Source organism: Clostridium sp., assembly GCF_051650885.1.
GTDB lineage: Bacteria > Bacillota > Clostridia > Clostridiales > Clostridiaceae > Clostridium.
In genome coordinates, this window is record NZ_JBOFRG010000367.1 from 1 (window position 1) to 13,490 (window position 13,490).

General features: G+C 29.9%; 15 protein-coding genes. All 15 read right to left on the reverse strand.

Annotation, left to right across the window (positions count from 1 at the left end; translation table 11 throughout):
• Positions 1-931 precede the first annotated feature (931 nt).
• The 15 genes from ACRC28_RS18465 to ACRC28_RS18535 all read right to left on the reverse strand — a co-directional run bounded on the left by ACRC28_RS18465 (position 932) and on the right by ACRC28_RS18535 (position 13,427).
• Positions 932-1,525 carry a hypothetical protein gene (locus tag ACRC28_RS18465; RefSeq protein ID WP_438544920.1) on the reverse strand — a complete coding sequence of 198 codons (594 nt, stop codon included), beginning with the start codon at positions 1,523-1,525 and terminating at the stop codon, positions 932-934.
• A gap of 1 nt (position 1,526) precedes the next feature.
• Positions 1,527-1,694, reverse strand: a complete 168-nt coding sequence (locus ACRC28_RS18470; protein ID WP_438544921.1) for a hypothetical protein — start codon at positions 1,692-1,694, stop codon at positions 1,527-1,529.
• A 2-nt stretch (positions 1,695-1,696) separates the two neighbouring features.
• On the reverse strand, positions 1,697-2,032 hold the full coding sequence (locus ACRC28_RS18475; protein WP_438544922.1) for a hypothetical protein: 336 nt from the start codon (positions 2,030-2,032) through the stop codon (positions 1,697-1,699).
• 180 nt (positions 2,033-2,212) lie between these two features.
• Positions 2,213-2,500: a hypothetical protein gene (locus ACRC28_RS18480; protein ID WP_438544923.1), complete on the reverse strand. Its 288-nt coding sequence runs from the start codon at positions 2,498-2,500 to the stop codon at positions 2,213-2,215.
• Positions 2,501-2,517: 17 nt separating this feature from the next.
• Positions 2,518-2,670: a hypothetical protein gene (locus ACRC28_RS18485; RefSeq protein WP_438544924.1), complete on the reverse strand. Its 153-nt coding sequence runs from the start codon at positions 2,668-2,670 to the stop codon at positions 2,518-2,520.
• A gap of 127 nt (positions 2,671-2,797) precedes the next feature.
• Positions 2,798-3,268 (reverse strand): hypothetical protein, encoded by a 471-nt coding sequence (locus ACRC28_RS18490; RefSeq protein ID WP_438544925.1) that lies wholly within the window; start codon positions 3,266-3,268, stop codon positions 2,798-2,800.
• Positions 3,269-3,346: 78 nt separating this feature from the next.
• Complete coding sequence (locus tag ACRC28_RS18495; protein ID WP_438544926.1) at positions 3,347-3,655, reverse strand: hypothetical protein; 309 nt, start codon at positions 3,653-3,655, stop codon at positions 3,347-3,349.
• Positions 3,656-3,731: 76 nt separating this feature from the next.
• Positions 3,732-4,523: a hypothetical protein gene (locus ACRC28_RS18500; protein WP_438544927.1), complete on the reverse strand. Its 792-nt coding sequence runs from the start codon at positions 4,521-4,523 to the stop codon at positions 3,732-3,734.
• 114 nt (positions 4,524-4,637) lie between these two features.
• Entirely contained in the window at positions 4,638-5,189 is a 552-nt protein-coding gene (locus ACRC28_RS18505; protein ID WP_438544928.1) for a hypothetical protein, read from the reverse strand.
• Between the two features lie 1,479 nt (positions 5,190-6,668).
• The gene (locus ACRC28_RS18510) at positions 6,669-7,436 is read right to left on the reverse strand and encodes a sigma-70 family RNA polymerase sigma factor (RefSeq protein WP_438544929.1); all 768 of its coding nucleotides are present in this window, start codon (positions 7,434-7,436) and stop codon (positions 6,669-6,671) included.
• A 34-nt stretch (positions 7,437-7,470) separates the two neighbouring features.
• A complete protein-coding gene (locus ACRC28_RS18515) occupies positions 7,471-7,614 on the reverse strand; it encodes a hypothetical protein (protein ID WP_438544930.1) in 144 nt (47 codons plus the stop codon).
• 355 nt (positions 7,615-7,969) lie between these two features.
• Complete coding sequence (locus tag ACRC28_RS18520; RefSeq protein WP_438544931.1) at positions 7,970-8,566, reverse strand: hypothetical protein; 597 nt, start codon at positions 8,564-8,566, stop codon at positions 7,970-7,972.
• A gap of 191 nt (positions 8,567-8,757) precedes the next feature.
• Positions 8,758-9,336, reverse strand: coding sequence for a hypothetical protein (locus tag ACRC28_RS18525; RefSeq protein WP_438544932.1), 579 nt, complete (start codon positions 9,334-9,336; stop codon positions 8,758-8,760).
• A gap of 75 nt (positions 9,337-9,411) precedes the next feature.
• Positions 9,412-11,877: a helix-hairpin-helix domain-containing protein gene (locus ACRC28_RS18530; RefSeq protein WP_438544933.1), complete on the reverse strand. Its 2,466-nt coding sequence runs from the start codon at positions 11,875-11,877 to the stop codon at positions 9,412-9,414.
• 239 nt (positions 11,878-12,116) lie between these two features.
• A complete protein-coding gene (locus ACRC28_RS18535) occupies positions 12,117-13,427 on the reverse strand; it encodes a PHP domain-containing protein (RefSeq protein ID WP_438544934.1) in 1,311 nt (436 codons plus the stop codon).
• Between the last annotated feature and the right edge of the window lie 63 nt (positions 13,428-13,490).

Sequence of the window (13,490 nt, forward strand, 5' to 3'; positions counted from 1 at the left end):
ATTGTAAGGAAATTTTTATTTTTTTATATAAGAGTAGGGGGGTGGTCTTACATATACCATATGTGGGTGTATCTCGATACTATATACACTATATATTGTGGCATATATACCATATGTTATACTATATATATAACAATGCTAGTATAGTGAGTCAACAACCACACAAACATAATAATAATAAATAAATAACAACTAATACAACAACACTAACAACTACATAGTACCACCGACGGGACGGGAGGGGAGGGGAGGGAGGGGGAGGCGTGGGTAGGTAGGTGTGTAAGGTATAGGTATAGGTGTGGTGGTGTGGTGGTGAGTAGTATACACAACTATATACAACAACTACATAACAACTATATACATACAACACTAACAACTAATACAACAACAATATATACAATAACTACATAACAACTATACATACTACTATGTATACCCTAGTACACTACCCACCATACAGCTATATACAATAGCTATATACTACATACTATAAATACAATATCCTAAATTAAATCTATTATTATTTAATCCTACCTTTTATACCCTTACCTTTATTACCTCCAGTATTATTGACCCTACCTTTTATATGCCACCTTTATTCTACTAACACTACTATACAAGACTACATATATATAGGGCGTTATATATGCTATATACTATATACTACCTCTATATATACTCTATATGTAACACTACTTATACAGCACTACACTTATATAAAGCTATACAAGACGATATAAGACGATTATATATTTAGTAATGATATATGTATACTAACATAAATAGAACGCCTTATAATCCAATATAAAGCGTCGAATTAAAGTAGATTAATATTAAGTTATAGATATGTAGTATATTGGAGGGAGATAAAACAAGAAAAATATTCCGGATCTTTTTGTTTTTAAAACAAAAAAAGAAGGCTATTAACCTTCTATAAGTACACGTTATATTCTATTATATTCTTTAAATTATATTCTAATAAGTATTTATCTAAGTTTATATATTCATTTAAGTATTTGTAAGTTGCTTGTGACTGTAATTTTGTTTGATTAGGATACATTCTAAAACTAGCGTACCAACTTGCAAAGTATTCCATATTATCAGATAAAGCGTGTTCAAGTCCATTTTCTTCTTTAAACAATTTATAAGACTCATGTATAAGTGTTTTAGTAAATTCATTACTTATATTAAAATAGAAGTCAATGCAATGGGCTAATTCGTGGTAATAAGTATCTAAATCAAAAAGTAAGTCGTCATATACTTCAACTATCATTGTGAAACTTTCATAATTGTTGTTGAAGTAAGCTAACCCGACAGCACCTTCTACACCCTCATATTTTTCAATGTAGTTTTCATTTATTGTAAATATTCTATTAGTAACTTTTATCGTTTCTTCCTCCAATTCCTCTATTGTTATTCTGTCGTCAAGCTCAATTATATCTTTATTTAACTTAAATTCTAATACATTACTAATATTGAAAACTGGAAACAATGTAAAAGTTAATATAAAAGCTAATAATCTCATTTTAGAATCCCCCCTTCATTAAAGCTTTAGTAATCTTAATTATATCGCCCATAAATGGGAACATTGTTATTATCGCTAAGACTAAAGTAGTTGTAAAATTTAAGTTTCCGTTGCTCCAAACGCTCAATACCCAAAATACTAATATCCATATCATTCTAACCTTTTTCATTATTACTTCCCTCCATTTTTAAACACTGTATCTCTAGTCCCGTCTGATAACATTAATCTTACTTCTTTTACTTTTACTATTGTTGCAGTCCCGTCTTCTCTCGTTGCTTTAACAATCCCTTCTTCAATTTCTATGTTATCGTGTTTAGCAACTGTAAAGAAATCACTTTTCATATCCGTTGTTGTAACATGAACTCTTTCAACTCCTTCTATTACAGTATTGTTGATTGTTACAACTTTGTTTATTTTCTTATCTATTGTTAAATTCATAAGAGTAATTAATACCCAACCTGCTACAAATATTGCAATTGCTATGTTTTCCATTTTTACCTTTTTCATTTTATACCTCTTTCCGTTCCCTTGAACGCTTTAATTTATCTTATGTACTAATAATAAGCTATATTTAGGCTAAAGTCAATAGTTTATAAGAAAAAAATAAAAAATATTCCGGATCCCCTTGTATCAAAAAATAAAAAATCACGAACGGATCCGGATTTAAATGCACAAAAAAAGAAGGCGTTAACCCTCTTTATTTATATACTCTTCTCTTAACTCTTTCAGACTTACTAAATTATCTATCATATTGTTATCACTGTTTCCGTCTAAATACACGACGTCTTCTTTTAACTCAAATGCCTTAATCATTAGCTGTTTAATAGTCTTCTTTGTTGTTGTATTATCTAATCTAACTAGTCTTATCTGTTTTGTGTTTGTTGGAATACATACCCTTAAACCGTCTTTAAGTTCTTTATACACTATCCCATACACGTCTATATAATAATCTTTATAACCTTCTATTTTAACCATTTGTTCTACCTCTTTAATTATTCTACTACAATTTTAATAATTTCTATATCAAAAGGATTGTTTGTTATAAACTCTTCTTTTACTCTATGAATTAAAGTTGTATTCATTTCAACCACACCATAACACACTTCTTTTTCACCTTTAATTCTCCAATATATATTATAATACATACTATTACGCCCCCTTATTGCTTATAATTATGAACTCTTTTAAGTTATTAAGGAAAGAAGGTTTTAACCCTCTATCCTTACAGTATTGTACATACTTTAAAATACTTATATCCTTCATATTATCGCCCTACCATTTTTTGATAATATCAAAATTAACTTTTCCGTCACCAAATTTAAAATAACTTGTTGCACTCACATTTTTAACTTCACTAAATAGACTTTGTAATAAGTAAAGTTCTGTTTTGCTTAATTCCTTTTCTAGTCTAAAGCTTATAACAGTCTTGCATTTACTATGTTTATTTCTATCAAATTCCAATGTGCTTACTTTTAAAGAACCGTCTTTGTTAGCTTTGCAAGTGAAAGAGTCGGCTGTATAATCCCAATTTCCTTTCCTTTGTCCTTCGTGGTGATATACGTAATTGCAATTAAACTTTAATTCTGTATTACTTTCTATTCTCTTTATAACCTTTCTTACTTCAACGCTCATCTCATCAACTAGTAATATCGTGTTAAAATTAAGTTCGTTTTCAATAGCCTTTTTCCCTTCTTTAAAGTTGTAGAATAATTCCTTTGCTTTTAATTCATTATTTTGTTTCATTGTTAAAACCACCTTTTTTTAATTATTAGATTTTTAAATCTTATTCTAGCTTACTAATTAAAGTAAGCTAAGTAAAATTTAAACCCCTTCTATCATCTTACAAAGTTCCCTGCTACAAAGATAAACATATAGGTCAAAAGGTTCTTCAATATTGTTACACTTAAATAAATCTAACTCTTTTAAAAATTGTGTCATATCATAGTTATATATTAATAAGCTACCTCCCTCTATCCAATGTTTACACGCTTGTATATCGTATACTATTCTTCTACCGTCTTTAATGCTTTCTATCTCTTCCCTAACACCTTGTAAGCCTCTATCGTCTAATAAGTCCAATATATGCCCTCTTACCTTTTCTATCACTATTTTACTATTTGTTCTGTTCATTTCTTTACACCTCTTATTATTATTTTAAGATAATTAATCTTATTCTAGTACACTAATTAAAGTGTACTAAGTAAAATTAATTTGTGTATTCTTTTATTATATCAATTATTTCTGTATCGCCTTCAATATCGCTTATATATACCTCTCTTTCTATACCGTCAATATAGTACATACCACCTTCACATAGTCCGTCGGTGCTTACTCTATACGTTTCCCCTTCTACTTCAATTTCGAAACTAGTTGTTGTTTCACCTAACAACTCAAAAAAACTTTCTTTAGTATCTAACTCAATTAACATTATATCAGAATAGTTCGCCCTAACATCTCCAAATAAATGTACTCTAAAAGCTACTACAACCCCATATGTCTCTTTTTCATAAACTGTAAATTGAATTTCATTGCTTAAATTACTAGCCCAATTATAAGTATTGTGCCCTTCAACTTCACTAATTAACCCTGTTTCCTCAAGGTAGTTAATATACTCTTCTTTGTCTTCGTTCTCTTTTGTGTCATAGTCTAATATATCATCAATGCTCATATCTAAATCTCTAGTTGTTAAATTCCATAAGCTCAATTGTTCCTCAAGTTCCGATATTGTTCCAATATTGTTGATAGTTTGTTCTATCTCTTCAATATCGCACCCACTTTCTTGCATTTCAATTCTTATTAACTCTATCTCATTTTCAACGTCAATCCCTAAATCGCTACCCTCTTCTAATCTCATTTCAAGTATTTCGTTTTTTGTGTAAGGTAAATCTAAATCCATTATTTCGTAGTTATCAACTTTTTCTAAGAAGTCACATACATTAACTAAACCTCTTTGAACTTCATTTAATCCTAAATCTCTTTTTAATTGTAATATATTCATCTTTATACCTCTTTCCGTTCCCTTGAACGCCTTTAAATTATTAGGGGTTTTTAGTGTAGCCCCCTTACTACTCTTTTAGTATAACATTTCTTTTAGTCTATGTCAAGACTATTTTTAAAAGTTTTTTGAATTTATTTCTTCAACCATATCTTTGAACCAACTTCTTTCAATGTAGTTTTTCCACTTCTTTGTTGTTAAGTGTGGATAATCATAGCCCCAACTATAAGAAGTTTCGTAAAAAATTGGACAGTCACTTGAATAACCATTATCAAACATTATTTCTATTTTCATTTCATCAAACTTATCTTTAGTCATTAAAATCCCGTTGTCTTCATTTCCTATTAATATGATTTTTTCACCTTGTAACATTTCTTTAAATGCTTTAGTTATATTTTTTCTTGTGCCTCTTCCCTCTAGTTTCTTGTTTTCTATTACCTTTTCTATCTCCTCTAACCTCCATAAAGTTTCACTTTCTTTAATTTGAATGTATTTTCTATTATCTTTTTTTATACCTCCAACCACAGTATATATCTTTCCTATCTTTTGTCTTCTAAAGCTATCACTTGAACAAACTACCTTTATTTTATCACCAGCTTTAAACCCTTCTATTGTTATCATCTCTTCTTTAAACATATTGTTAATTTGATATTCTCTTACTTTTTTCATTGTTAAACCCTCTTTTCATTTTAATTTGTTTTTGTAAGAGTTAAAGTTGTTTCTACTTCTTATTGAGTGTTTCCCCTCAACCCTTGATTATATTGTAACATTTCTTTTAGTCTAAGTCAAGACTATTTTTAAAAGTTTTTTGTAATTTGTTTGGAAACATTGTTTCTACTTCTTATTGAGTGTTTCTTGTTTCGTCCCTTGCTACATTTATTATTATAGACTATCTATATACTAATTGCAATACTTTTTACAAAAATAATTGAAAAAACTTTTCCTTCCTTTATATATAAAAAATAACTTCCTTTATATAGCGAAAATAAAATCAATGTTTTAACCTTTTAAAAGCTTGTAGCGATATAGTAGCAGCACAAAAATATTCCGGATCTGCTCATATCAAAAATAAAAAATCATGTGGAGACATGGAATTAAAACTATAATAATTTATCACTAATAATAGTCTATCAATAGATTAGTTTAATTATTTAGCAAAAAGGGGTAGTAGTCTATCGATAGACAAGTATATTATTAAAACATAGCAGAAACACAACGCTTTAATATAGATATAAATAAGAATGAAAAGGAAAGTAGCACTTCTGCAGCACTTCTGTAGCAGATAATTAAAATAATCTACCCTCTAAAATGGAGTTATTACTAGCTTTAGAGGTATTTTTCAAAAAAATAAAAAAAATTCTGAAAAAATGTGAAAAAAGGGGTTGACAACGTGGGGGTGTTTGTGATATAATATAAGGTTAGACTTGTTGTAAAAAAATCAAAAAAATCTTCCACCGAGTTTTACAGAAAGCTTGGGAGACTCACAAAACTCGCGCGTACGTGCGCGTGTACGTGTGTAGAGCAGAGTCGTTGTAGTGCCATATGGTGGGGAGGGGGAGCAAACTTCAAAAACTTCTTCTCAAAAACTTCAAAAAATTTTTCAAAAACTTAGAACAAAATTTCTAGGTTTTTTTGTTATCCAAAACTTTTTTCAATCAAAATAATTTTTTCAAACTTTTTTTCTAGGGGAATTTTCAAACTTTTAATCAGAATTTCAAAAGTTTTTTTCTTTCAACTTTTTTCAAAACTTCTACTTGGTTTTTTCAACTGAATTTCAAAATTTTTTTTCTCTGAAATTTGATGGGAATTTTCAATTTTTTTCTGAATTTTTCCTAGGTTTTTTCAAATTTTTTCTTCAACTTTTTTCAAATTTTTTTGGAGGAAAAACAAAAATATTTTCAGAACTTTTTCAACAAAAACTAGAATTTTTTCTAGAATCAAAAAACTTTTTTGAAAACTGCTATATAGGGTTTTTCCAAAAAAAAAGCCAAAAAATTTTGAGTTTTTGATTTTGATGGGGGGGTATTTGTTCTAGGCACACATTAAAAAAAATAATTTTTCACTAGTATTTAAAATTGATTGTACATTGCTGGGGTATTATATAATAACATATAAAAATCAACAACAAAAAAGAGAGGTTGTCCCCCTCTAAACTAAATCTATAAACTTTATGTTTTTCATCTTAAACCATCTCAACATCTTTGTTCTAGCTATACCACTAAGCCTATTAACATATCCTCTCTTTATACCCATAGCTTCTGCTGTCTCATCTTGAGTATACCCTTTAAGATAGAACAACTCTATTACTTGTCTTTCTTTTTCGTTTAACACATCCAGAGATTCAAATATTATATGGGTATTATCATTAAAATTGAAATAACTTTGCTTATCTTCTAATACTGAACCTAATTCAATTTCTTTTCCACTAACGCTTATTGGAGCATTAATACTCATACTAGAGTGTATAGCACTCTTCATATTGTTTAACTTTCTTATCCCTACTCCTAACTCCTTCATTGCTTCTTCATCTGTTATATGGGGATTATCATTCACCAATAATCTGTACTTAGCTATCTCAACAGATAATAAAGTACCAGCAGATAATCTACCACCTTTAATATCATATTCTGTAAAGAATCTCTTACAAGCAAAATGAGTAGTGCCTCCTATAAGTGTTTTAATATCAAATTCTACCTCTCTTTTAACAGAGTTCTCAATAGCTTTTAATATCTTTAAACAACAGTATCCGAATAAATCATCTATCTCATATAGTGTAGATTCAAACTTATAACCATATTTATTACATACCTTATATATTAACATTGTGTTGTTCTCTACTAACTCTCTACCTCTTGTTATATCCCCTCTGTTTATCTCTGCTAAAATCTCTTGATTTAATTTCTCATTATAATTCATTTCTCTATCCCCTTTTTATTTATTATTGCTTGTCCTATTTCATTGTACAAAAAGTTATACTTAATAATATACTAGCTAATATCATATAGAATACTAACTCTAAACCAAAGCTTGTTGAAGTTTTTAAAAAAGTTACTACCAATAACACTGATATAACTATTCTTCCTAATGTCTTCATTACTATCTCCCCTTTCTTTACCTTATATACTTATTATAATGCTTGTCTCATATAAAGTCAACACTTATTTATATATTGTTTAAAGAAAAATTTTTAGCTAAAACATACTTGTTTTTGCTGCTTTATCTATCTATGTTATCTATCTATGTTATCTATATATATTATCTATCTATTTAAGGGGCATATTATTGGACTAAGAAGGCATAAAATTGGACTGAAAAGGCACAGAATTGGACTGAAAAGGCATAAAATTGGAAAGTTTATTTTTAAGTAGTATACCTAGAGGATTCTCCTTTTTGTCCAGAGGATGTATAATTTGTCCTTATAGAAAAAGAGGGCATTTCGCCCCCTATAATCAATCTAACATTGTGATAGCTCTATACGTAATCCACTCACCGTTTTCATCTCTTTCTTTTCTAGCCCAGTAATCTATATAACCTTTTTCCTTTAACTCATCTAAGCAGTTCCTTATCAATCTCTTGCTTGTATTAGAAATTCCAATCTTTTTACTTAACCACTCATTAGTAACCCTCTTCGTTTCATTTTTCTTGATAGAGTATTTTAAAACAATATAAGTTTTAATCAGTATCTTACTATTTACATCAGCCATTTTTCTTAGCTTAGAATATGGAATAGTAACAAACGACCTACCGTACTTATCTTTATGATATAGTTTTAAGACTATTTCTTCTCCTACTTTAATAGCTTTTACTAACTCTGCTTCTTCTTTTAATCTGTTTAGACTTGAGTAGAAGGTGCTTTTCTTTATTCCTAGCTCATCACATATATTATCCTTATTATCCTTTAAATCACTCAAATATATAAACCTATGGTCCTCTCCAATATTATGCTTACTGTTTAGCACGATTGATACATAGAACTTATATGGGAACTTATTATCTCCAATATACTTATCTTGAGTTGTTAAAGGCACATTCCAATCTTTATTCATATTTATTCCTCCTTGATTAATATTTATACACTATTATAGGAAAAAATGCACAAAATAGCAATTAATCTTGAATTTTTGAATTTACGTTATATTTGCTCTCGAATACTCGCTCATACTCCCAAATACTCCGTTTTTCTCACTCAGAACCACTAATAAAATGTGCATTTTATATTATACATATTATTCAGTTTTTATAATCTTATTTGTTTCATTAAATCTATATATTGCTGTCTATGTGGCTCCATTCCACCATCTTCTTGTATTCTTTGTTCTAGTTGTTCTAATGTCATTCCATTTTGGCAACCTATGTTACATCTTTGGACCCCTTTTAAGTCTTTATATATAGTAATTAATCTAGTTGGGGTTTGAATAAATAAGACAGACTCATATTCTTTACAAATTCTACCAGTTATTTTACCACTATCAATATAAACTTCTCTAGAAACCCAAGATTCTCCACAAACACTGGCATCACCATAAACCCAAGCTTTTCCACTAACCCTAGCATTTCCATAAACCTTAGCATTTTCATAAACCTCGGCATTTCCATAAACCTTAGCATTTTCATAAACCTCAGAATTTCCAGAAACCTCGGCATTACCATAAACCTTAGCTTCTCCATAAACCCAAGCATTTCCGCATTGAGATAAATTCTCCATTTTTTCTATATATCCTCCAATATCACCTTTTTTAACATTTCCAAAATCTTTTAATGCTCTTACTCTGCATAGCCCATTTTCTTCTCTTTCTAATAATTCATATTTTTTCATAATACTCTCTCCTTTATTTTTTATTATATATTTATTATACATTAAAAAAAGGAGCTTGTCTACTCCTTTTTCAATTTATTTAAACTTTTCTGTTTGTAGCTCACAATCCTCTTGTGTGTATTTTAAAACCTTAACTACTGAATGATTACTGCTATAAGACTTTCTATTTATAAACATATCTCCATCTCTAAACCCTTCTACAACCAATATAGTGCCCTTCTCAAACCAACCTCTAGTCTTTATCTTCTTAGCACCATTGATTATTTCAAACTCATTCTCATCATAGTATTTTATCTTACTTCTAGGTATTCTAGTTGTTACTACCCCATCAGAAGTTAGTAGTGTAATCAAACCTTTATCTATATTCTTGTTAATAACTACACCAGCCATATGAGTTGTTACTGGTATAAATATTATGTTGCCATTTTTAGTTTTCTTATACTTGCCTTCTGGCTTAACAGTCATCTCACTAAATCTCTTTATACTGAAGTATTTGTGGAATGGGATACTATCTATTTCATTATCCCCAAAGTACATATTTAATGATTGCATCTCCCATCTAGCAGTTGTTCCTAGACATTCTTCTCTCCAAGTATTATTGAGTCTTGCTCTGTTGATTAGTTGTAAATACTTCTCATCTTTTAGTTCTAATTTTAGTGGTTCAATATAAGAATCATACACTTTTTCAAAACTCTTTTCTTCTATCACTAATTGACCCTTGTCATCAAAATCATAGCTAATTCCTACGTGATTTTCATCAATATACTTAGCCATTTTAACAATTGTTTGGCTCTCAAGTTTCTTTTTCTTCTTACTAAGACACATTTGTTTAATTCTATAAAGTTGAATTGCTTTAAAATGGTTGTCTATTTTAGTAAGTTTTAGCAGTTCATTCAGTTGCGAAATCCCCACACTCTTAACTTGAGGTGTTAATAGTCTAACTACTTCCATTAAACATTTTTTTCTATCTCCAAAGCAATCAAACGCTCCACTCTTAGCAATAGCAATACATTTCTTTAAACTTAACTTAGTTCTTGTAACAAAGTCTTTTACATCTGTATATGGTTGGTGTTCTAGTATTATTGGAATATCATTTTTAGATAATCCCATTATCCCTTTAAGCGAATATCTAATACTTTTTCCATCAGAGCTTGGAGTAAATCCTACTTTTGACTCATTGATGTGTGGAGGTAATATCGCTTCTTTTAAGTTAGTTGCAGCTATTGCTATTTTACCAAAATCTGTTGTAGCTATACCACTTTCTGTTATTCCTGCATCTACTGTTAAACACGCAGTTTTCCACCATATTGTACCAAACTTATAACACACATAAGCTTCTATCATTGAACACAGAGTATAGGCTACGGTATGTGGTTTTGAGAATGAATAATCAAATGAAGGTCTGAATTGATATTCCCATACATAATCTAAGAACTCTCTTGTTCTACCAAATTCTAATCCTTTTTCAATATACTTCTCATACTCAGTTGTTTCAAGATATTCTTTCTTTTGTTTAGCTACTAATTTTCTGAACTTATTAGCTTCTGTCTCATCATAATTAGCTACTGCACTTATTATAGTCATTATATCTTCCTGAGAAGTGCATACACCGTAAGAATAGCTAATTATATCTCTAAGAACCTTTCTCTCTCCTTCTTTAATATTAAGCTTGTCCATTTCCTCTTCCCAGAGGTTGTTATTATCTCTGAACCTAATATATTTATCAATAGGTTGTTCCCCCTCTTCTGCTTTAATCCTCATAAGCATATTAGCAGCACATAACTCATCAAAGTTTCTAGCGTTTAACTTTTTTAATATACTCTCGCCAAATGTCGAGGAAAACTGGAAACAGTTAACAACTTCACCCTTATAGAATAATTCATATAACTTAGGGTCGTTATATTCTAATTTATCTGGATGAAAATAAAACTGATATGTTTCTCTCAAACTACCTTTCCATTCTATTTTTTTATTCTCTAATAATAAATTTATAACTGCTCTCATAAGGTCAGGTAGCTCTGTTTTTAAAATGTCATACTTAACTCCACCAACTAGTTCTACATCTTCCATCGTATATTGACTAGCTACTGTTCCAGTTGGGGTTCTCATTAATGGTGTATACTCCCAACATTCTTTAGGGAACATTATAATTCCTGCGGAATGACTACTTCTATTACTAACTAAACCTCTAATATCAAGCATACAGTTTTTTACTTCTTCAAACTCTTCTTCTGTTTCTAAACCAAATACTTCTATTATAGTTTCTTTAAAATGACTACTTGGTGGATTATCTCCTTTACCATAGAAAGCTTCATACATTGTATATTCTACATTATTCTCTTTAGGAAAAGCATTAGCAACTAGTGAAGCTATATCTCTACTAATTCCATAACTTGCTGCTACATCTATTATAGTCGACCTAGTTGCTTGTGTCGTAAGAGTACCTATATTGCAAGTACGCTCTCTACCATAAGCTTCTCTAATTATTTCAAATATTTCTTCTGTTAAAGATGACTGGAAGTCAGAATCTATCATACCCATAAATGGGCTTGGACTATATCTTCACCCTCACCATTACGTGCTAGGGGCTTCGCACTTCGAGTAACGTGTTAATAGTTACCCTACATTTAGTCTCTGCACCTTCAATTAAGCTTGGCACAGGATTGTCCAATAGGAGTTTTCCTGTTAGCACAACTTCTATTACTCATTGCCTAGTAATCCTAAACGTAAGTTGCACACCCTATAACAAATAGGTTCACGAAGTTTCTTGTAACATATTACTATGCTACCCAGACAAGATTAAGTTTATCTGGCATTGAAGCTCTTTTAGCTGATAAGAATCTACCAAGTGGTAAATTATATTTAATTGCATCAACTTGAGTTATATCTAATAAATAGTTAGTGTAGTAACAAGGAGCTGAACCTCTTCCTGGAGCAACTATGGAAACTTTCCATATCTCATCTATCAAGTCTTTCATAACTACAAAATATTGAGAAACTCTATCTTCTAATATATCAGAAGTTAACCATATTTCTTTCAACTCTGCTTCTACTCTTAATACTCTCTCTTCTGTCATTTCAATTTTTAATCTGTTAAACCCTTCCTCTAACAGTGTTAAGTAATACTTGTCTACTTCATAATCACTATTGAAGAACTTTTGTATATATTCTGTATTTAACTGAATCCCTCTATTAAATAGCTTATGAGCTAAATTATATGTTGTTGGAATCTTAGCAGGTGGCATTACTTGTTTTCTCATTAGACTAAATTCTTGTACCTTATCTGCTATTTCTTGGCTTGTCCTATTTGCTTCATCTATAATTGTTTGTGGGAAGAACTCTAATAACTCTTCTTCACTCATTAAGTAAGTTGTAGCATAGAAACTAGCAACCTCTCTTTCTGCATTTCTACTCTTTAAAAACTGTTCATGTGATTTAGCATCTTCTTTTGTTGGATAATGAGCATCAGTAGTGATTACATAATTTATATTAAGTTCTCTAGCTAATTGTAATATCACTTCATTGACTCTTGTTTGTTCTCCTTCAAAGTTAGGTTGTAACTCTAAGTAGAAATCATCTCCAAACAATCCTTGACACCATTTTATAAACTCTTTAGCTTTATATATATCTCCATTAAGTATATGATAAGCTATTTCACTTCCTAAACAAGCTGTTGAAGCTATAAGATGTCCTTTATCCTCATTAACAACCTCTTCTAAGAATGATTTATAAGTTGAATTTCTAAACTGGAATCCATCTTGCCAACCTTCTACCCAAGCTTTTGTACTCAGTCTCCTAAGTTGTCTATGACCAATTTCATCCTTAGCTACCAATATAAAGTGGAAATGTCTAGGAGTTTCTTTATCGTTAATTAGATAGATTTCATTCCCTAGCATTATTTTAAATCCATTTAATTCATTTGCTTTCTTGTATTTTTCAATAGCTAGATGTCCTCCTAACCATTCATGTTCAGTAATGGCTATCCCTTTCAATCCTTTTGCTATTGCAGTTCTTACTACCTTGTCCAATTTATTTATACTATCCTTATTTTTAGTGTTTGATAGTTCAGTATGTGTGTGTATGTTATACATAATATCACTCTCCCTTACAAAATCTATTATATCATAGTTGGATAATTAATGCAATAAAAAAAG

Bases quoted from the DNA above. Each gene is read 5' to 3' on its own strand.
- ACRC28_RS18465 (WP_438544920.1), bottom strand. From the start codon at position 1,525: ATGAGATTATTAGCTTTTATATTAACTTTTACATTGTTTCCAGTTTTC.
- ACRC28_RS18470 (WP_438544921.1), bottom strand. From the start codon at position 1,694: ATGAAAAAGGTTAGAATGATATGGATATTAGTATTTTGGGTATTGAGC.
- ACRC28_RS18475 (WP_438544922.1), bottom strand. From the start codon at position 2,032: ATGAAAAAGGTAAAAATGGAAAACATAGCAATTGCAATATTTGTAGCA.
- ACRC28_RS18480 (WP_438544923.1), bottom strand. From the start codon at position 2,500: ATGGTTAAAATAGAAGGTTATAAAGATTATTATATAGACGTGTATGGG.
- ACRC28_RS18485 (WP_438544924.1), bottom strand. From the start codon at position 2,670: ATGTATTATAATATATATTGGAGAATTAAAGGTGAAAAAGAAGTGTGT.
- ACRC28_RS18490 (WP_438544925.1), bottom strand. From the start codon at position 3,268: ATGAAACAAAATAATGAATTAAAAGCAAAGGAATTATTCTACAACTTT.
- ACRC28_RS18495 (WP_438544926.1), bottom strand. From the start codon at position 3,655: ATGAACAGAACAAATAGTAAAATAGTGATAGAAAAGGTAAGAGGGCAT.
- ACRC28_RS18500 (WP_438544927.1), bottom strand. From the start codon at position 4,523: ATGAATATATTACAATTAAAAAGAGATTTAGGATTAAATGAAGTTCAA.
- ACRC28_RS18505 (WP_438544928.1), bottom strand. From the start codon at position 5,189: ATGAAAAAAGTAAGAGAATATCAAATTAACAATATGTTTAAAGAAGAG.
- ACRC28_RS18510 (WP_438544929.1), bottom strand. From the start codon at position 7,436: ATGAATTATAATGAGAAATTAAATCAAGAGATTTTAGCAGAGATAAAC.
- ACRC28_RS18515 (WP_438544930.1), bottom strand. From the start codon at position 7,614: ATGAAGACATTAGGAAGAATAGTTATATCAGTGTTATTGGTAGTAACT.
- ACRC28_RS18520 (WP_438544931.1), bottom strand. From the start codon at position 8,566: ATGAATAAAGATTGGAATGTGCCTTTAACAACTCAAGATAAGTATATT.
- ACRC28_RS18525 (WP_438544932.1), bottom strand. From the start codon at position 9,336: ATGAAAAAATATGAATTATTAGAAAGAGAAGAAAATGGGCTATGCAGA.
- ACRC28_RS18530 (WP_438544933.1), bottom strand. From the start codon at position 11,877: ATGGGTATGATAGATTCTGACTTCCAGTCATCTTTAACAGAAGAAATA.
- ACRC28_RS18535 (WP_438544934.1), bottom strand. From the start codon at position 13,427: ATGTATAACATACACACACATACTGAACTATCAAACACTAAAAATAAG.